The organism is Amycolatopsis sp. NPDC114505 (assembly GCF_055633615.1).
Window position 1 is genome coordinate 252,788 of the sequence record NZ_JBVKDV010000004.1, and the last position, 16,821, is coordinate 269,608.

Below are 16,821 nucleotides of genomic sequence, written 5' to 3' on the forward strand. Positions count from 1 at the left end.
GGAGCATCCTGGAGGCATGGCTGGAGGCAGGGAAGGCGACGCCGACATCGCCCGCACCGCGGCGCTGTTCGCGGACCCGGCGCGGGTCCGCGTGCTGCTCGCGCTCGCCGACGGCCGGGCGCTGGCGGCGTCGGTGCTGGCGGCCGAGGCCCGGCTGTCCGCGCAAGGAGTCAGCGCGCACCTGGCGAAGCTGCGGGCCGCGGGCCTGGTGGTCGCCGAGAAGTCGGGGCGGCACCGGTTCTACCGGCTGGCCGGCCCGGAGCCGGCGGAGCTGATGGAGACGCTGGCGCGGTTCTCGCCGGCCCAGCCGGTGACGTCCCTGCGCGAGGGCACGCGCGCGGAGGCGTTGCGGACGGCTCGGACGTGCTACGACCACCTGGCCGGCCGGCTCGGGGTGGCGGTGACGGCGGCGTTGCTCGATCGGGAGGCGCTGTCCGGGGCGTCCGACACGCGGCGGCGGCCGGGAGACCGGATTTCGGCTCCGCTGCGCGAGCACCCGTACACGCTGGGTCCGTCGGCGGCCGCGGTGTTCGGCGAACTGGGCGTCGACCTCGACGCGGCGGCGGCCGGACGTCGTCCGCTGCTGAGATTCTGCCTGGACTGGAGCGAACAGCGGCACCACCTGGCGGGCGCGCTGGGCGCGGCCGTCGCGACGCGGTTCGTCGACGCGGGCTGGGTGCGGCGGCGCGGCCGGGCGCATCGCGCCGTGAAGCTCACGCCGGAAGGAGCGCGGGCGCTGGAGACCCATCTGGGCTTGGCCGGCCTCGCCGCCTGACGGCGTGTCGTCGCACCGCGCTCGCGTGTCGTCGGCTAGCGGTGGGCGGCGACCATGGTCGCGTCGGGGCGGCAGCGGTCACAGGGAGTGAACCCGAGCTGACGGGCTTCGCCGATGCCGATCGGGATCGTGTCGCGCGTGCCCAGCCAGACGCACGTCGTCAGGTGGTAGCGCGGGTGCTCGTCGACGACCACGACCTCGTCTTCGAGGTCGGCCAGGACGGCGATGTCGGCCGCCGCGGTCTCTTCCTCACCCGGGTCGCTCTCGGGTTCGGGCTCGGGCTCGTCCTTGGGTTCGGTCTTGGCCTCGGCCGGGGCCTCCGCCGCGGCGGGTTCCGCGGTCACCGGCTCTTCGGGCTCGGGCGTGTCGGCCGGATCCCCCAGGTCACCGGCGGCCGGGATGAGGACGGTCTGCTCCGCTTCGGCCGGGTGCTCTTCGGCCGGCGGCTCTTCGGAGACGGGCTCTTCGGCGGCGACTTCCCGCGGTGCGGGCTCGGCCGGGGCCGCGGCACGGCGCCGGCGGCGCAGCCAGTCGGCGACCAGCATCAGCCCGGCCAGCACGGAGAGACCGATGGAAACCCACGCCCACAGCGAAGAAGCGGTGATGAGCGCGGTGACGAGCAACCCCAGAGCCGCCAGTACCAGTACCAGCACGATGTAAAGCACGGTGAATTACAGCACGAACGGGGCAAGATCGTCGGCCGACCCGCCCACGTGCGGTACCGGATCGGCTCCGAGCCGTGATCCACCCCGCCGGCTCGTGCCGACGGGGTGGATCAGCGGAAAGACTCAGCCCGCCTCGGCCCGCGGGCCGAACGAGTAGCCCTGGCCACCGCTGGTCGAACCGGACGGCTGCCCGGAGTTCGACGAGGCCGACGCCGGGGCCGCGGAGCCGCGGTCGTCGAGCTCGCGGAGCTGGGACTCGAGGAACCCGCGCAACCTCGTGCGGTACTCCCGCTCGATCGTGCGCAGCTCTTCGATCTTCTTGCCCAGCCCACCCTTCTCGGAGTTGAGGCTGTTCATCGTCTCGGTGTACTTGCGCTGCGACTCGCGCTCGAGCGTCGTCGCCTTGTCGCGCGCCTGGCGCTCCAGCGTCTCGGCCCGGGTCCGCGCGTCGTTCAGCATCGTGTCGACGCGCGTGCGCGCCTCGTTGACCATCGAGTCGGACTTCGCCCGGGCGTCCGAGAGCAGCTGCTCGGACTTGGTGCGGGCCTCGGCCAGCATCCCGTCGGACTCGGTCTTCGCCTCGGCGGTCAGCCGGTCGGCCATCTCCTGGGCGAGGCCCAGGACCTTGGCGGCCTGCACGTTCGGCTCGGCGCTGTCGCCGACCATCGAGTGCGCCTGGGTCTGCTCCATGGCGGACTGCGGCGGCGGCACCGGCGCGAGGCGCCGGGACGGCTCTTCGCGCATCGGGGGCTGCGCGGATTTGGCGTTGTCGAGCTCGCTACGAGTCGACTCGAGCTCGGCGTCGAGCTGCTCCATCTGCTGGCGCAGCTCGTTGTTGTCCTCGATCAAGCGGGCCAGCTCGGTCTCCACCAGGTCGAGGAACGCGTCCACCTCGTCCTCGTTGTAGCCCCTCTTGCCGATGGGCGGCTTGCTGAACGCAACGTTATGCACGTCAGCGGGGGTCAACGACATCAGATCACCTCACGCACTCCATGGCCTGCAGGTCCCTCCAAGTTCTTCCCCGATCAACTTGGAGTCGCCAGTTGCATCGCGAAGAACACAACCAGCAGCAGAACCATAATCGACAAGTCCAGTCCCACGCCGCCGATTCGAACCATCGGAATGATTCGTCTGAACAGACGAACCGGCGGGTCCGTCACTGTGTAGATGGTCTCGAGCGTCACCGCAACCCCTCCGGCCGGATGCCACTCACGGGCGAACGTCCGGACGAGTTCGATCACGATCCGCGCCGTCAGCAGCAGCCAGAAGGCGAACAGCACGTACCAGACGACCAGCCACACAGCTTCCACGTACCTACTCTAACCGGGCGTCCTCGGAGAAGACGCAGTTGAGGGGGTCGACGCGGCATCGGGTCGACAAAATCACGTCTGCTTGCGCTCAGCGGTAAGCGCGACTTCACCCGCGCAGGAACAATCCGCCCTCGGCAATCCGCCGGCGGTCCTCCGCGGTGACGTCCACATCGGGCGGTGAGAGAAGGAACACCTTGTTGGTGACCTTGTCCATCGACCCGCGCAGCGCGAACGCCAGCCCGGCGGCGAAGTCGACGAGCCGCTTGGCGTCCGCGTTCTCCATCTCGGTGAGGTTGATGATCACCGGGATGCCCTCGCGGTAGTGCTCGCCGATGGCGCGCGCCTCGACGTAGCTCGTCGGGTGCAGGGTCGTGATCCGGCTCAGCGGGTCACGCATCGGCGGCCGGGCCGGCTCGGTGACCGGGCGCAGGCGTGCGACCGGTTCCGGCTGCCGGTCCATCGCCAGCGCGCCGTGGACGGCGGGCTCGGCCGCCGCCACGGAGCGTGATCGGCTGCGGCTGACGGGCTCGTCGTACGTGTCGTCGACGTCGCGGTACCGTGAGCGGGACGTCCGGGGCGCGGGCTCCTCGTACGAGTCGTAGTCGTCGTCGTAGCCGCGCCGGTAGTCGTCCTCGGCTTCGTAGCCGTCGTCGTCTGCGGGCACCATCCCGAAGTAGGCCTTCAGCTTCTGCAGCGCGCTCATGCCTCTCCCTAGCCCTAGCCGCTCCCGCACCAACGCTTCTCCACGCCGTCAGTGCCCCGCGCGGACGAACACTAAACGTGACGGCCGCGCGAGCTCCCTACGGCGAGGCTAAACCGCGTCCGCCGAGCAACGCGGTTCCGACACGCACACAGGTCGAGCCGTGCGTGATCGCCTGCTCGAGATCATGGCTCATCCCGGCGGAGACTTCTGCGGCATTCGGGTGATCTTCACGGAGCCGCTCACCGGCCAGAGCGAGCCGTTCGAAGACCGCCGAGGGGTCCGCGCCGAGCGGTGCGACGGCCATCAGGCCGCGAAGCCGCAGTTCACCCATGTGAGTGACGCGCTCGGCGAGCGCGCCGAGCTCGTCCAGCGGGCAGCCGCCGCGCTCCGGGTCGTCGTCGAGGCTGGCCTGGATCAGCACGTCGAGGGGTTCGTCACGTATCTCTGCGTCACGAACCGCACGCACCGCCTTCGCGAGCGCGTCGGCGAGCCGGGCCGAGTCGAGCGACTGCACTTCCTGTGCCCACCCGACCACGGAACGTGCTTTGTTCCGCTGCAGCCGGCCGACCATGTGCCAGCGCAGCGCCGCGTCCGGCCGGAGCCCGGCCACCTCCGCGGCCTTCGGGCCGGCGTCCTGGTCGCGGTTCTCGCCGAGGTCGGTGACGCCGAGGTCGGCGAGCAGCGCGGCGTCGGACGCGGGGAACGTCTTGGTGATGGCGACCAGTTTGACCTCGTCCCGGGCGCGCCCGGCGGCGCGGCAGGCCGCGGCGATCCGCTCTTCGACCTCGGCCAGGTTCGCGGCCAGCTCGGCCTTGCGGTCGACTGTGTTCATGCCGCCTCCGCGGGGAAGAGAACGTCGGCGGTCATGCCTCGATCCAGGTGATGCCCGCGATCCGCCCGGTGGTGCCGTCGCGGCGGTAGCTGAAGAGCGTCTTGTCCTCGTTCGTGCACCGCGGGTCGACGCCGATCTTGCCGACGCCGAGGTCCGCGAGCTGCTGCCAGAGCCCGGCGCGCAGGTCGAGGCCGGGCGTGCCCTGGCGGGTCTTGCAGGCGCTGCCCGGAACGTGCTTCTCGACGTCGGCGGCCATCGCGGCCGGGACCTCGTAGCAGTCGCCGCAGATGGCCGGGCCCAGCAGCGCCTCGATGCGGCCCACCTCCGCGCCCGCCGCTTGCATCGCGGAAACCGCAGCCGGAACGACGCCGACCCGCGTGCCGACACGCCCGGCGTGCACCGCCGAGACCACGCCGGCCTCGGCGTCGGCCAGCAGGATCGGGACGCAGTCGGCGACCAGCACCACGAGCGCAACACCCGGGGTCGCGGTCACCAGGGCGTCGGTCGCCTCGGCGGCCCGGGTCTCGGAGCCGTCCACAGTGGTCGCCGTGCGGCCGTGGACCTGTTCCATCCAGGCCAGCTTGTCCTCGGCCAGGCCCAGCTCGGCGGCGAGGCGCTTGCGGTTCGCGAAGACGTTGCCCTCGTCGTCGCCGACGTGGTCGCCCAGGTTGAACGTGTCGTAGGGCGGCCGTGACGCGCCGCCCGCCCTGGTCGTCACCACTCGCCGAACCCGCACGAATCCTCCTGAACATCGCTGAAGGCCACCCCCTGCCGACTCTAGTCAGCGGGTGGTGGCCTTCAGTGTGGTGTCTAGCGCCGCATGAACGGCGGCACGTCGACCTCGTCGTCCGACGGGTCGTCGTGCACCGGCATCGCGCGGCCGGGCAGGCTGCCCTGGGTCGCGTTGGAGCCCATCGGCGAGTAGCCGCGCGAGCCGCCGCCCGGCTGCGGGAGCCCGCCCGAAGCCGGGTTCCCCGTGGCCGAGGGCAGCGGCGAGTGCGACCGCGGCGGCGCGACCGGGTAGCCGGAGCTGCCGGACGACGGCACCGGGGTGGCCCCCGACGGCGGCTGCGAGTTCGAGACCTGACCCGCGGCGGCCGAGGCCGTCGTGGACGACGAGCGCGAACCGAACGCCGGCGGGTCGAGCTTCTTGTGCGTCGGCGCGCCCGCGTCGAACCCGGCCGCGATCACCGTGACGCGGACCTCGTCGCCGAGCGAGTCGTCGATGATCGTGCCGAAGATGATGTTGGCGTCCGGGTGCGCCGACTCCTGCACCAGCGAGGCGGCCTCGTTGATCTCGAACAAGCCCAGGTCCGAACCACCCGCGATCGAAAGCAGCGCGCCGTGCGCACCGTCCATGGAGGCCTCGAGGAGCGGCGAGTTGATCGCCTTCTCGGCCGCCTGGATGGCTCTGCCTTCACCGCGTGCGGACCCTATTCCCATCAACGCCGAGCCCGCGCCGGACATGACGCTCTTGACGTCGGCGAAGTCGAGGTTGATCAGGCCCGGGGTGGTGATCAGGTCGGTGATGCCCTGGACACCGGACAGCAGCACCTCGTCCGCGGAGCGGAACGCGTCCATCAGCGAGACGCCGATGTCGCCGAGCTGCAGCAGCCGGTCGTTGGGGATCACGATGAGGGTGTCGCACTCGTTGCGCAGCGACTGGATGCCGTCCTCGGCCTGCTTGCCGCGGCGCTTGCCCTCGAAGGTAAACGGGCGGGTCACGACGCCGATGGTCAGCGCGCCCAGCTTGCGGGCGATCTGCGCCACGACCGGGGCGCCACCGGTGCCGGTGCCGCCGCCTTCGCCGGCCGTCACGAACACCATGTCGGCGCCCTTGATGACCTCTTCGATCTCTTCACGGTGGTCTTCGGCGGCCTTCTGGCCGACCTCGGGGGCGGCGCCCGCGCCGAGGCCCCGGGTGAGTTCGCGGCCGATGTCGAGCTTGACGTCGGCGTCGGACATGAGCAGTGCCTGGGCGTCGGTGTTCACCGCGATGAACTCGACACCCTTGAGGCCGACCTCGATCATGCGGTTCACGGCGTTCACGCCGCCACCGCCGATGCCGACCACCTTGATCACCGCAAGGTAGTTGTGCGGGGGCGTCATCGAAGTCCGCCTTCCTGATCGTTGTGCCCGTACAGCCCGCCGGCCGGTGATCAACTCTCAACCTAAACCGCAGATTGAGAGTTATGTCAACTGCCGACGTTAGGCAGGACGGTAGGCACCAGGCACGCTCTAATCCAGTAGGCACGCCGTGTGTCGCAAAGGTGTTTTGCCACAACACGTTCGAGCGCGCAAGAGCGAGGAGTCGGGAGCACCGCTCCGGCCGCGTCTGCTATGGCGCTCCCGTCAGGCCGGGACGGGCATGCTCATGAGCACGTCGGTGGGTGCCCCGCTGGGCGATCCGCCGGCCTGCTCGAGGCTCACCGCCAGGTGGTCGGCGCTCCCGACGCCGTCGGCGACGACCAGGCCGCCGTCGGCCGCCGAGGCGATCACCCCGGCCGAGCGCGGCGCGTCCTTGCCGGTGATCAGCCAGGCCTCGTAGACCTTCCCGCCCGCCTGCGCCGGCAGCCCGGCGTCCATCACCATCACGCGGTTCAGCGACTTCGACAGCACGACCGTCACGCCGCCGCCGGTGGGCGCCTCGCCGTGCGCGGTCTTCGCGTCCGGGGCCGCGAGCAGCGCGGCGACCGGCGCGTACCGGTCCTTCGCCTGGTCGAGCTGGGACTGCGCGGACTGCAGCTCCTGCTGCTGGGTCAGCGCGATCCCGCCGAACATCCCGCCCGCGGCGAGCCCGACGACGGCGGCCGCGGCCGCCACGACGACGGCCCAGCGCGGGGCCCGCGCCGACCGGCGGTGCCGCTCGGGTGAGCCGGGGCGGGTCCGCGGCGGCAGCTGGCGGGTGGCGTGCATGGCGGTCATGACCCGGTCCTTGAACTCCGGCGGCGGCTCCTCGGCCATCGCCGCGCCCAGCCGGGCCGCGGTCGCGCGCAGCTCGGCGACCTCCTGCGCGCACGAGTCGCACTGCTCGAGGTGGCGGGAGAACTCCGCCCGCTCGATGTCGGACACCGCGTCGAGCGCGAACGCGCCCGCCAGGGTGTGCATCTCCGGCGTGCTCACGCGGTCACCCCCAAGCAGTCCCGCAGGCGGATCAGCCCGTCCCGCAGCCGCGTCTTGATGGTTCCTTGCGGCGTCGACAGCACTTCGGCCACCTCGCGATACGTATAGCCCTGGTAGTAGGCGAGCAGCACGGACTCGCGCTGCAGATCGGTCAGGAAGGACAGGCACTTGCGCACCTGGGAGCGTTCGAGCCGGGCGGTGACGGACTCGGCGACCTCGTCGAACGGCCGGCCGCGGGCGGCTTCGAAGGTCGCCTTCTGCTCCCGCTCGGTGCTGGCGCGGGCCGAGCGGACGCGGTCGACCGCGCGGCGGTGCGCCAGGGTCATCGCCCAGTTCAGCGCCGAGCCCTTGTCGGGCGCGTACCGCGTCGCGGTGCGCCAGAGCTCGACGAGCACCTCCTGGGCGACCTCTTCGGACTGGGCCGCGTCGCGCACGATCCGCCGCACCAGCCCGAAGATCGGCCCCGCGAGCTGGTCGTAGAGCAGCTCGAAGGCCCGCTCGTCGCCTTTTGCGACGCGCACCATGAGCTCCTCGGCGGTCGGCCCCGCCGGGACTTCGGCGGGCACCGGGACCATCGGACGCGAGCGGGCCGGCTCATCCATGCAGCTGTCCTCCGGCGTTCTGCGGGGTGCGCGCGATGACCGGCGCCTTCCGCAGCCACAACGCGACGCCGTGGCGGCGGATCAGCGCGGACACCCGCTGCGGCAGCAGGGGCCGGGCCAGGACCAGCCGGGCCAGCCACCGCGGGTCCACCGGTCGGCGAACCCCCCGCAGCGTAGCGACCAGCGGCGTCGAGGTCCCGCGGCGCAACGCCACGGTGAGGTCGAGCAACGCTTCCGGGTGGGGCAGGCGCATCCGGTACTCGCCGTCCATCTCCTGGAACGGCGAGACGTAGAACGCCTTGTCCGCGCGGGCGCGGCCGGCCTCGTCGGGGTGCAGCAGGTAGGCGTGCCGGCCGCCGTAGGTGTTGTGCACCTCGGCGACGACGCACTCCAGGCGCCCTTCGGGGTCGTGGCACCAGTAGACGCTGATCGGGTTGAAGACGTACCCGAGCACGCGCGCGGCGGCCAGCATGACGACCTTGCCACCGCGCAGGTCGACGTCGCGTTCGGCCAGCCAGGCGTCCAGCTTCTCCCGGACCCCGCGCGGGTCGCTCGCCTTGAAGTGGTCACGGGGGTCGAAGCGCGCGAACGGACGCGCCCACCACGGCAGCTCCGGCGGCGCGTCCAGATCGACGAGCCACAGGTACACCCGGTGCGCGAAGGAGTGCGGCGGGTCGATCCGCCGCACGTGCGCGACCGTGGCGTCGTAGAGCGCGTTCGTCACCAGGCGACCCCGAGGCTTTCGGCGGCGCGGGCACCCGAAGAACAGCCGTCCTCGTGGAAGCCCCAGCCGTGGTACGCGCCGGCGTAGGCGAACACGCCGTCGTTGAGCTCGGGCAGGCGTCGTTGCGCCGCAACGGATTCCGGCGTGTAGACCGGGTGCTCGTAGTGCATCTTGGCGACCAGCGCCTCCTTGCCGGTGCCCGCGCCCGGGTTGAGCGTGACGACGTAGCCGGTCGGCTCGTCCAGCCGCATCAGGCGGTTCATGTCGTAGCTGACCTGGACCGCGCCGGTCGGGGCGCCGCACACCGGCGCCCGGTAGTTCCAGCCCGCGCGGGCGTCGGCCAGCGACGGCAGCACGCTCGTGTCGGTGTGCAGCCAGGCTTCGTTCTCCGAGTAGCGGAACGCGCCGAGCACGTCGCGTTCGGCGCCCGTCGGGTTGGCCAGCAGGGACAGCGCCTGGTCGGCGTGGGTGGCGATGACGACCCGGTCGACGCGGTGCGGGGTGTCGGCGTCGTCGCGGATTTCGACGCCGCCGCCCGTCCGCAGCACCGAGCGCACCGGCGTGGACAGGTGCACCGCGGTGAGCTGCTTGGCCGCGCGTTCGACGTATTCGCGGGACCCGCCGACGACGGTCCGCCAGGCCGGCGAGTTCTTGACCGACAGCATGCCGTGGTTGCGGAGGAACTCGAACAGGTAGCGCGCCGGGTAGCGCAGCGTGTCGCTGCGGTCGGCCGACCAGACCGTCGAGACCAGCGGCAGCATGAAGTGGTCGGTGAAGTAGCGGGTGTAGCCGCCGATGGCGAGGAACGCGCCGAGGGTGACGTCGCCGGCGTCTTTCGCGTCCAGCAGGCGCTTGGCGTGCCGATGGAACTTCTTCACCTCGGCCAGCATCCGCAGGTAGCGGGGCCGCGCGAGGTTGCCCCGCTGGGCGAACAGGCCGGGCAGCCCCTTCGCGCCGGCGTACTGCAGGCCGCAGCCGTCGCACCGGATGCTCATCGACATCTCGGTGTCGCGGGTGCGCACGCCGAGCTCCGCGAACAGCTTCAGCAGCGTCGGGTAGGTGCGCTCGTTGTGGACGATGAACCCCGAGTCCACGCCGATGGTGCCGCCGTGGGCACTGGGTACGTCGTGGGTGTGCGCGTGCCCGCCGAGCCGGTCGTCGGACTCGAAGAGCAGGACCTCGTGCTTGCGTTGCAGCAGGTATGCCGCCGTCAGCCCGGCCACCCCGCTGCCGATGACGGCGATGCGTTCTCCCGTGATCTCCACACCGGTGATTCGCCGCCGCACCGGATGTGGATTGGATGGACCCGGCACCAATCCACCGCGCAGGAGAGAGCGAATCCCGGACATGCCGAACAGCACCGCGCACCGCCTCGCCTCGTTCGCCGAAAAGCTCCTCGGCGGGCAGCTCCCCGTGGGCTTGCGGACCTGGGACGGAACCCGCGCCGGCCCAGTGGACGCGCCCACCGTCGTCCTCCGCAACCGCCGCGCCCTGCGCCGCCTCCTCTACGCGCCGGGTGAGCTGGGTCTCGCCCGCGCCTACGTCACCGGTGACCTGGACGTCGAAGGCGATCTCGCCGACGGCTTCCGCCGGATCTGGGCCCTCACCCGCGCGGGTGAGCTGAACCGGGTGAAGCTCGGTCCCCGCGACTGGGCGGAGGCCGCCAAGCTCGCCGCGTCGCTCGGGGTCTTCGGCCTCCCGCCGAAGCCGCCGGCCGAGGAGGCCCGGCTGACCGGGAAGCTGCACAGCCTGCTGCGCGACAAGTCCGCCATCGCCCACCACTACGACCTGGGCAACGCGTTCTACCAGCTGCTCATGGACGAGTCGATGGCCTACTCCAGCGCGTACTTCACCTCCGACGAGCCGGGCTACGGACTGGCGGAGGCGCAGGCCGACAAGCTGGAGATGATCTGCCGCAAGCTGGACCTGCGTCCCGGCATGCGGCTGCTCGACATCGGCTGTGGCTGGGGCTCGCTGCTGGTCCACGCGGCCAAGCACCACGGCGTGCACGCCGTCGGCATCACGCTCTCGGCCGAGCAGCTGCAGCACATCCGCGGCCGGCTCGCCCAGCACGACCTCGAGGACCGCGTCGAGGTCCGGCGCCAGGACTACCGCGAGCTGCCGGACGCGCCGTTCGACGCGGTGGCGTCGATCGAGATGGGCGAGCACGTCGGCGAGGTCAACTACCCGACCTACACCGCGACGCTGCACAAGATGGTCAAGCCGGGCGGGCGCGTGCTCATCCAGCAGATGTCCCGCGGGAACGTCGCCCCCGGCGGCGGCGCGTTCATCGAGCGCTACATCGCCCCGGACATGACCATGCGCCCGGTGGGCCGGACGGTCGACCACCTCGAGACGGCCGGGCTCGAGGTCCGGGACGTGCACGCGATGCGCGAGCACTACGTCTGGACGGTCCGGGCCTGGGCCGACACCCTGGAGGAGAACTGGGCCGACGTCGTCGCGCTGATCGGCGAGACCGGAGCGCGGGTCTGGCGGCTGTACCTGGTGGGCGGAGCACTGGCTTTCGAGGAGAACCGGATGGGTGTGGACCAGATCCTGAGCGTGCGGCCGGACGAGCACGGCGTCAGCGGCATGCCGGCGACGCGGGAGTGGCTCCGATGACCCTCGGCGGCACGCTGCTGCTCACCGCCGGCGTCACGCTCGTGGCGGTCGTGGTGACCTTCGGGATCGCGCGGGCGCGCGAGCGCTACGACACCGTCGACACGTTCTGGGGACTCGGCTTCGCGATCGTCGCGCTGGCCGCGTTCCCCTTCGGCGACGGTCCCCTGCCGCTGCGGCTGGTGGTCGTGGTCTTGACGGTCGTCTGGGGCGGGCGCCTTTCGCTGCACCTGCACCTGCGCAACCACAAGCTGCCGGAGGACCCGCGGTACGCGCGGATGGGGTTCGCGCCGCTGAAGATGTTCGTCCGCGTCTACCTGTTCCAGGGCGTGGTGCTGTACTTCGTCTCGCTGCCGGTGCAGTTCGCGATGTTCGGGACGGGCATCGGGGTGCTCGGCTGGCTCGGCGTCGCGGTGTGGCTGGTCGGGTTCGGGTTCGAGACGGTCGGCGACGACCAGCTGCGCCGCTTCAAGACCGATCCCGCGAACAAGGGCAAGGTGCTCGACACGGGCTTGTGGCGCTACACGCGGCACCCGAACTACTTCGGCGACGCGTGCGTGTGGTGGGGCCTCTACCTGCTGGCCTGCTCGACGTGGCCGGGCGCGCTGACGATCCTCTCCCCCGTGGCGATGACCTTCACCCTGGCCCGCGGCACGGGGAAACCCATGCTGGAGAAGGGCATGGCGCGCACGCGCCCGGCGTACGCGCACTACGTCGAGCGCACCAGCGGCTTCTTCCCGCTGCCGCCCAAGAAGGTCATTCCCCGGTGAGCCCGTCGGTCAGCTCGCGCAGCAGGTCGAGGTGGCCGACGTGCCGGGCGGTCTCCTCGATCATGTGCGTGAGGACCCAGCGGACGTTGAAGGTCTCGTTCTTGTGCGTGACCTCGTCGTCCAGGTCGTGCTTCGCCACGATCTCGCGACTGCGGGCGGACTGCTTCTCGTAATCGGCGAGCAGCTGTTCTGTCGACGTCCCGGCCGGGACCCGGAACTCGGCGTCCGGGTCCTGCTCGAGCTTGGCCTCCCAGGTGTCCTCCTCGCCGTCGACGACCACGGCGAACCAGAACCACTCGTTCAGCGTGAGGTGGGCGAGCAGACCGGCGACGGTCGTCAGCTCGCTGGGCAGATGTTTTTCGCGCGCTTGAGCTTCGGTGAGCCCGCCGGACTTCCACGCGACGGTGGCGCGGTGGTAGTCGAGCAGGCTCGTGAGGATTTCGCGCTCGCCGCCGGTCAGCGGGACCTTCGGGCGCTCGGGTCGTTCGGTCATGGGCCGGACTCTGCCAGAGGGGTCCGACAACTTTTCCGCAAGATCATTTATCCGGTCGTCTGCTTCCGATGCCGAAGTTCGGCTGGTGAGCCACATCTGACCAGGGCGAATCGGCACACTTGCCGCCCGGAAGAGACGGTCTCACGCCACGCTCCGATGACAGAGTAGTAGCCGTCGTACCGGTACTCGGTCATTCCAGTCAGAGGTTGTGGGCAGGACGGTCCGCCATGACGGACCACCCGCACAGGACGCTTCAACTGCCAACTGGTGTATAGCGCAGCGTTACCAGAAGCCTCGAACGTCTGATCTACAACCTGCACACCACGCGAATCACGACCGCCGTGCCCGGTGTAAACGATAAAGTCACCGGAATCCAAGTCTGCGGATTCGCCGACGACAATCGACTCGGCTCCAAGTCGTCGGGTACCCGCGATACCGGCTTGCATCGCTCGATGAACTCCCGATGCACTCAGTTCGAGCCGTGAACCAAAAACTACACCCTCGGGGAAGACGGCTCCAGGAGGCAACGAGAGCCAGGGGCGCTCGGTCGGCCGCACCGGAGCAGGCTCGTCGTCGGCACGCACACGCTTCTTCCTCGCACGTAGCCGATTCCGCAGTTCGGAGAACCTCGCCGGGACGCCTTCGAACATCGCCGTTTCCAATTGCGAGGCAACCCAGATCGGCCTTTTGACGTAGGGAACCTCGTAAAATTCCGCAATGAGTTCGCATCGACGGTCGTGCCCGCGAGGGTAGGTGAGCACGATGATCCGAAGGCAAACTCCCGGCGCGAACCCGAACAACAGGATCGCCACGAGAAGCTCCGGCCACACCCGAGCAAAATCGATGAGTTCGGACATCAGGCGAACCGTCCGATCATTCCGGTGAACCGGACGTCTCGCCGCGCAGACTCGAGCACGGCGCCGAGTTCCACGCAGCCCTTCTCGGTCAACTCGTAGTATCTCCTCGGAGGACGCTTCTTACCGCGCGTGGCAGTTGAGTCCTCCCAGCCATCGGTCAGCCAGCCCTCGTCGAGCATTCGCGCGAGCATGGGGTACAGGACCCCGGAACGAACACCGGCGCGCTGCGACAAGTCGTATCCCCACTGCCGCGCCGATGACTGCTCCATCAGCGCGAGAGCCACTTGCACGAGCGAGTGCGTCTTCCGCATAGGTCTTACTCTACATAGGTAGGCCTACTGCCGCACGCAGCACCTCGACTCACGGCACCGCATTACCTTGCGCACGATGTAATCGTGGACTAGGTTCATGGGCGTGCCGGATGAGTTCCTCTTGGACGAGCAAGCCTGCTTCGCGCTCTACGCGGCGTCGCGCGCGGTGACGGACTCCTACCGTCCCCTGCTCGGCGAACTGGGGCTCACCTACCCGCAGTACCTCGTGCTGCTGGTGCTGTGGGAGTCCGACGCCCGGCCGGTCAAGGAGATCGGCGAGGCACTGCACCTGGACTACGGCACGCTTTCCCCACTGCTCAAACGACTCGAGGCCAACGGGCTGGTCACGCGGGCGCGCCTGCCCGAAGACGAACGCACCGTGGTGATCAGCCTGACCGAGGAGGGCCGGACGATGCGTACGCGCGCCGCCGGTGTCCCGTCGGCCATCGGCTGCGCACTGGGCCTCGACGACTCCGGGCGGCGGCAGCTGATCGAAACCCTGCGGCGGCTGACGGCGTCGGCCGCCGCCCACTCACTTGGAGGCCCTGATGCCCAGCCGTGACGCGACCACCCACTGGGTCGGCGGACTGCAGAACGGGAAGGGCGAGGTCACGCTCGACTCGTCCAACGCCGGCACGTTCTCCGTGTCGTTCCCGACCCGCGCGGGCAACCCGGACGGCCAGACGAGCCCCGAGGAGCTCATCGCGGCGGCGCACTCGTCGTGCCTGGCGATGAACCTGTCGGGTGTGCTGGAAGCCCAGAAGCTGACGGCGGACTCGATCGACGTGAGCGCGGAGGTGACCCTCGGCCCGGCGGCCGGCGGCGGCTTCGAGATCAGCGGCATCGCGATCACGCTGCGCGCGTCCCTGCCCGGCGTGAGCGCGGAGCAGTTCGCGGAGTACGCCGAGACGGCGGAGAAGACGTGCCCGGTGTCGAAGGCACTGGCCGGCACGACGATCACCCTGGACGCGGCCCTCGTCTGAGGCCCGTCGCGAACGGCCCCCTCCTTTTCGCCGAGGGGGCCGTTTCGCGTCCGCGCACCAGCCGCGTCAGTGCACCTTGGCTCGATAAGTCGACTTCTTCGCCTGGTTCCCGCAGATCTCCATCGAGCACCACCGCCGCGTCCCCGGCCGGGACGTGTCCAGGAACAGCGCGCCGCAGCGCTCGCCCGCGCACCTCCGGACGCGCGCGAACTCCGGGGACGTCGCCAACTCGAGCGCGTCCCGCACCAGCAGTGCCAGCATCGCCGACGCCGGATCCGCAGCCTGCCAACGCAACTCGCCCGACGTCGTCAGCGACGGCGCGGGTACCGGCAGCGCCGCGAAGCGGTTCAGACGCTGCCGCGTCGCGGGACGCACGGAGTCCGTGAGCAACGCGTGGATCGCCTCCCGCGCCGCCCACGCGTCGTCGGCCGACGACGGGCGCACCGGGACCGGGTACGGGCCGAACGCGTCGATCCACGCTCCCCACGCCGTCGCGTCCGGGAGCTCCTCCACCGCCGCGGGCGTCCCGCGGTAGCGCAGCGTCCGGATGAAGTCGAGGCACGGTCTGCCCGCTCCGGAGCGGAATCGGTCCGTCATGGGGATCACAGTACGCCGGAACCGGTTTGACTGGTACCGTCGGGAACCGATCAAACCGGTTCCACAAGGGGGCGCACATGACGGACACGAAGCAGGAAGCCCCACCCGGCTGGCTCGTGCTGCTGCTGGCCGTCTCCTGTGGACTGACCGTCGCCAACCTCTACTACGCCCAGCCGCTGCTCGCCGAGCTGCGGCACACCTTCGGGGTCGGCGAGGCCGCCGCCGGCGGGGTCGTCACCGCCACCCAGATCGGCTACGCCGCGGGGATGCTGCTGCTCGTCCCACTCGGTGACCGCCTCGAGAACCGCGGCCTCGTCGCGACGCTGCTCGCACTCGCCACCGCGAGCCTGGTCGCCATCGGCGTCGCGCCGGGGTTCGGCGTGCTGCTGATCGCCTCCCTGGTCGCCGGGGCCACGTCGGTCGTCGTGCAGATCCTCATCCCGTTCGCCGCCGACATCTCCCCCGACGCCATCCGCGGCCGGATCGTCGGGCGGGTCGTGAGCGGGCTGCTGTTCGGCATCCTGCTCTCACGCGTGGTCGCGAGCTTCCTGGCCGAGGTCACGAGCTGGCGCGTGGTGTTCCTGATCTCGGCCGGCGCGATGGCCGCGCTCGCCGTCGTGCTGCGGTTCATCCTGCCGCGCCGGGCACCCAAGACCGACGTCCACTATGGACAGCTGCTGCGCTCGACCCTCGCGATGTGGAAGAAGCACCCCGCGCTGCGGCACCGCGCGCTGTACCAGTCGGCGATGTTCGGGGCGTTCAGCGCGTTCTGGACGACGATCGCCTTCGTGCTCACCGCGCCGCCGTTCAACTACAGCCAGCTCGGCGTCGGGCTGTTCGCGCTGGCCGGCGCGGCGGGCGCCGCCGTGGCACCGCTGGCCGGACGGCTGTCGGACCACGGCCACGGCCGGCGGCTCACCGCGGGCGCGTTCGCCCTCTGCGCGGCCGCCTTCGCGCTCGCCGGGTTCGGCGCCCACAGCGTCGTGCTGCTGGCGATCGCCGCGATCGCGGTCGACATGGCCGTGCAAGCGACGCTGGTGACCGGCCAGCATGTGATCTACCAGCTCGACCCGTCGGCGCGCGCCCGCGTCAACAGCGTCTACCTCGGCACGTTCTTCATCGGCGGCGCGATCGGCTCGCAGGCGGGCTCGATCGCCTACCACCTCGGCGGCTGGACGGCGGTCGTCGTCTTCGCCGGCGCCCTCCCGCTGCTCGGCCTGGCCGGAATGGCGCGCACCCGAGTGTGAAATCGATGAATTCGATGCTGCCCGGCCATTGTCCACAGTGCAGCCGAAAAGCGTAGATCACTGCCACATTGGATTCAGTCAACGCGCGGCTTTCCGGCCGAAAATGTCCGGAAGTGACGAAGACCGGACAAAAACGGTAACTCTCCAGCTGATCGACACGACGACCCCGGTGCCACCCAACTGGAGGTCTCGGGATCATGGCCTGGAACC

The 16,821-nt window shown here is 70.5% G+C and carries 21 protein-coding genes; 6 read left to right on the forward strand and 15 right to left on the reverse strand.

Annotation, left to right across the window (positions count from 1 at the left end; genetic code table 11):
• Positions 1-16 precede the first annotated feature (16 nt).
• Positions 17-775 (forward strand): ArsR/SmtB family transcription factor, encoded by a 759-nt coding sequence (locus tag ACZ7OU_RS39385; protein ID WP_470259210.1) that lies wholly within the window; start codon positions 17-19, stop codon positions 773-775.
• Positions 776-810: 35 nt separating this feature from the next.
• On the opposite strand, the gene ACZ7OU_RS39390 is transcribed toward ACZ7OU_RS39385, so the two are convergent.
• The 11 genes from ACZ7OU_RS39390 to ACZ7OU_RS39440 form a co-directional block, all read right to left on the reverse strand.
• Positions 811-1,440, reverse strand: a complete 630-nt coding sequence (locus ACZ7OU_RS39390; protein WP_470259211.1) for a hypothetical protein — start codon at positions 1,438-1,440, stop codon at positions 811-813.
• 123 nt (positions 1,441-1,563) lie between these two features.
• Positions 1,564-2,412: a DivIVA-like cell division protein Wag31 gene (gene wag31 / locus ACZ7OU_RS39395; protein ID WP_470246247.1), complete on the reverse strand. Its 849-nt coding sequence runs from the start codon at positions 2,410-2,412 to the stop codon at positions 1,564-1,566.
• A gap of 53 nt (positions 2,413-2,465) precedes the next feature.
• Positions 2,466-2,741 carry a YggT family protein gene (locus ACZ7OU_RS39400; protein WP_072477845.1) on the reverse strand — a complete coding sequence of 92 codons (276 nt, stop codon included), beginning with the start codon at positions 2,739-2,741 and terminating at the stop codon, positions 2,466-2,468.
• 115 nt (positions 2,742-2,856) lie between these two features.
• Positions 2,857-3,453, reverse strand: coding sequence for a cell division protein SepF (locus tag ACZ7OU_RS39405; RefSeq protein WP_470246246.1), 597 nt, complete (start codon positions 3,451-3,453; stop codon positions 2,857-2,859).
• 97 nt (positions 3,454-3,550) lie between these two features.
• Complete coding sequence (locus ACZ7OU_RS39410; protein ID WP_470259212.1) at positions 3,551-4,285, reverse strand: YggS family pyridoxal phosphate-dependent enzyme; 735 nt, start codon at positions 4,283-4,285, stop codon at positions 3,551-3,553.
• A gap of 31 nt (positions 4,286-4,316) precedes the next feature.
• Positions 4,317-5,021, reverse strand: a complete 705-nt coding sequence (gene pgeF, locus ACZ7OU_RS39415; protein WP_470259213.1) for a peptidoglycan editing factor PgeF — start codon at positions 5,019-5,021, stop codon at positions 4,317-4,319.
• 74 nt (positions 5,022-5,095) lie between these two features.
• Positions 5,096-6,394: a cell division protein FtsZ gene (gene ftsZ / locus ACZ7OU_RS39420; RefSeq protein ID WP_470246243.1), complete on the reverse strand. Its 1,299-nt coding sequence runs from the start codon at positions 6,392-6,394 to the stop codon at positions 5,096-5,098.
• Positions 6,395-6,637: 243 nt separating this feature from the next.
• Positions 6,638-7,408: an anti-sigma factor gene (locus ACZ7OU_RS39425; RefSeq protein WP_470259214.1), complete on the reverse strand. Its 771-nt coding sequence runs from the start codon at positions 7,406-7,408 to the stop codon at positions 6,638-6,640.
• The gene (gene sigK / locus ACZ7OU_RS39430) at positions 7,405-8,010 is read right to left on the reverse strand and encodes an ECF RNA polymerase sigma factor SigK (RefSeq protein ID WP_470259215.1); all 606 of its coding nucleotides are present in this window, start codon (positions 8,008-8,010) and stop codon (positions 7,405-7,407) included. The genes ACZ7OU_RS39425 and sigK overlap by 4 nt, the downstream gene beginning before the upstream one ends.
• The gene (locus tag ACZ7OU_RS39435) at positions 8,003-8,737 is read right to left on the reverse strand and encodes a DUF1365 domain-containing protein (protein ID WP_470259674.1); all 735 of its coding nucleotides are present in this window, start codon (positions 8,735-8,737) and stop codon (positions 8,003-8,005) included. The genes sigK and ACZ7OU_RS39435 overlap by 8 nt, the downstream gene beginning before the upstream one ends.
• Entirely contained in the window at positions 8,731-9,999 is a 1,269-nt protein-coding gene (locus ACZ7OU_RS39440) for an NAD(P)/FAD-dependent oxidoreductase (protein ID WP_470259216.1), read from the reverse strand. The genes ACZ7OU_RS39435 and ACZ7OU_RS39440 overlap by 7 nt, the downstream gene beginning before the upstream one ends.
• Positions 10,000-10,081: 82 nt before the next feature.
• Between ACZ7OU_RS39440 and ACZ7OU_RS39445 the strand changes: the two genes are divergently transcribed.
• Positions 10,082-11,356 carry a class I SAM-dependent methyltransferase gene (locus ACZ7OU_RS39445; RefSeq protein ID WP_470259217.1) on the forward strand — a complete coding sequence of 425 codons (1,275 nt, stop codon included), beginning with the start codon at positions 10,082-10,084 and terminating at the stop codon, positions 11,354-11,356.
• Positions 11,353-12,123 carry a DUF1295 domain-containing protein gene (locus ACZ7OU_RS39450; RefSeq protein ID WP_470259218.1) on the forward strand — a complete coding sequence of 257 codons (771 nt, stop codon included), beginning with the start codon at positions 11,353-11,355 and terminating at the stop codon, positions 12,121-12,123. Before ACZ7OU_RS39445 ends, ACZ7OU_RS39450 begins: the two co-directional genes overlap by 4 nt.
• Here ACZ7OU_RS39450 and ACZ7OU_RS39455 read toward each other — a convergent pair.
• Genes ACZ7OU_RS39455 through ACZ7OU_RS39465 form a run of 3 tightly spaced genes read right to left on the reverse strand, consistent with a single transcriptional unit; the run spans position 12,110 to position 13,784 of the window.
• Positions 12,110-12,616, reverse strand: a complete 507-nt coding sequence (locus ACZ7OU_RS39455) for a DinB family protein (protein ID WP_470259219.1) — start codon at positions 12,614-12,616, stop codon at positions 12,110-12,112. The two genes, ACZ7OU_RS39450 and ACZ7OU_RS39455, sit on opposite strands and share 14 nt — an antisense overlap.
• 47 nt (positions 12,617-12,663) lie before the next feature.
• Positions 12,664-13,473 (reverse strand): YDG/SRA domain-containing protein, encoded by an 810-nt coding sequence (locus ACZ7OU_RS39460; protein WP_470259220.1) that lies wholly within the window; start codon positions 13,471-13,473, stop codon positions 12,664-12,666.
• Entirely contained in the window at positions 13,473-13,784 is a 312-nt protein-coding gene (locus ACZ7OU_RS39465; RefSeq protein WP_470259221.1) for a PadR family transcriptional regulator, read from the reverse strand. Before ACZ7OU_RS39465 ends, ACZ7OU_RS39460 begins: the two co-directional genes overlap by 1 nt.
• Before the next feature lie 103 nt (positions 13,785-13,887).
• Between ACZ7OU_RS39465 and ACZ7OU_RS39470 the strand changes: the two genes are divergently transcribed.
• Positions 13,888-14,346: a MarR family winged helix-turn-helix transcriptional regulator gene (locus ACZ7OU_RS39470; RefSeq protein ID WP_470246498.1), complete on the forward strand. Its 459-nt coding sequence runs from the start codon at positions 13,888-13,890 to the stop codon at positions 14,344-14,346.
• The gene (locus ACZ7OU_RS39475; protein WP_155546023.1) at positions 14,333-14,767 is read left to right on the forward strand and encodes an OsmC family peroxiredoxin; all 435 of its coding nucleotides are present in this window, start codon (positions 14,333-14,335) and stop codon (positions 14,765-14,767) included. The genes ACZ7OU_RS39470 and ACZ7OU_RS39475 overlap by 14 nt, the downstream gene beginning before the upstream one ends.
• A gap of 66 nt (positions 14,768-14,833) precedes the next feature.
• Here ACZ7OU_RS39475 and ACZ7OU_RS39480 read toward each other — a convergent pair whose 3' ends face one another.
• On the reverse strand, positions 14,834-15,364 hold the full coding sequence (locus ACZ7OU_RS39480) for a CGNR zinc finger domain-containing protein (protein WP_470246236.1): 531 nt from the start codon (positions 15,362-15,364) through the stop codon (positions 14,834-14,836).
• A gap of 77 nt (positions 15,365-15,441) precedes the next feature.
• Here ACZ7OU_RS39480 and ACZ7OU_RS39485 point away from each other — a divergent pair, with 77 nt between their 5' ends.
• Positions 15,442-16,611, forward strand: coding sequence for an MFS transporter (locus tag ACZ7OU_RS39485; RefSeq protein ID WP_470259222.1), 1,170 nt, complete (start codon positions 15,442-15,444; stop codon positions 16,609-16,611).
• The last annotated feature ends 210 nt before the right edge of the window (positions 16,612-16,821 follow it).

Excerpts from the sequence above, each read along its gene's own strand:
- ACZ7OU_RS39405 (WP_470246246.1), bottom strand. The coding sequence starts at position 3,453 with ATGAGCGCGCTGCAGAAGCTGAAGGCCTACTTCGGGATGGTGCCCGCA.
- ACZ7OU_RS39485 (WP_470259222.1), top strand. The coding sequence starts at position 15,442 with ATGACGGACACGAAGCAGGAAGCCCCACCCGGCTGGCTCGTGCTGCTG.
- ACZ7OU_RS39450 (WP_470259218.1), top strand. The coding sequence starts at position 11,353 with ATGACCCTCGGCGGCACGCTGCTGCTCACCGCCGGCGTCACGCTCGTG.
- ACZ7OU_RS39410 (WP_470259212.1), bottom strand. The coding sequence starts at position 4,285 with ATGAACACAGTCGACCGCAAGGCCGAGCTGGCCGCGAACCTGGCCGAG.
- ACZ7OU_RS39460 (WP_470259220.1), bottom strand. The coding sequence starts at position 13,473 with ATGTCCGAACTCATCGATTTTGCTCGGGTGTGGCCGGAGCTTCTCGTG.
- ACZ7OU_RS39465 (WP_470259221.1), bottom strand. The coding sequence starts at position 13,784 with ATGCGGAAGACGCACTCGCTCGTGCAAGTGGCTCTCGCGCTGATGGAG.
- ACZ7OU_RS39445 (WP_470259217.1), top strand. The coding sequence starts at position 10,082 with ATGCCGAACAGCACCGCGCACCGCCTCGCCTCGTTCGCCGAAAAGCTC.
- ACZ7OU_RS39385 (WP_470259210.1), top strand. The coding sequence starts at position 17 with ATGGCTGGAGGCAGGGAAGGCGACGCCGACATCGCCCGCACCGCGGCG.
- ACZ7OU_RS39480 (WP_470246236.1), bottom strand. The coding sequence starts at position 15,364 with ATGACGGACCGATTCCGCTCCGGAGCGGGCAGACCGTGCCTCGACTTC.
- ACZ7OU_RS39455 (WP_470259219.1), bottom strand. The coding sequence starts at position 12,616 with ATGACCGAACGACCCGAGCGCCCGAAGGTCCCGCTGACCGGCGGCGAG.
- wag31 (WP_470246247.1), bottom strand. The coding sequence starts at position 2,412 with ATGTCGTTGACCCCCGCTGACGTGCATAACGTTGCGTTCAGCAAGCCG.
- sigK (WP_470259215.1), bottom strand. The coding sequence starts at position 8,010 with ATGGATGAGCCGGCCCGCTCGCGTCCGATGGTCCCGGTGCCCGCCGAA.
- ftsZ (WP_470246243.1), bottom strand. The coding sequence starts at position 6,394 with ATGACGCCCCCGCACAACTACCTTGCGGTGATCAAGGTGGTCGGCATC.
- ACZ7OU_RS39475 (WP_155546023.1), top strand. The coding sequence starts at position 14,333 with ATGCCCAGCCGTGACGCGACCACCCACTGGGTCGGCGGACTGCAGAAC.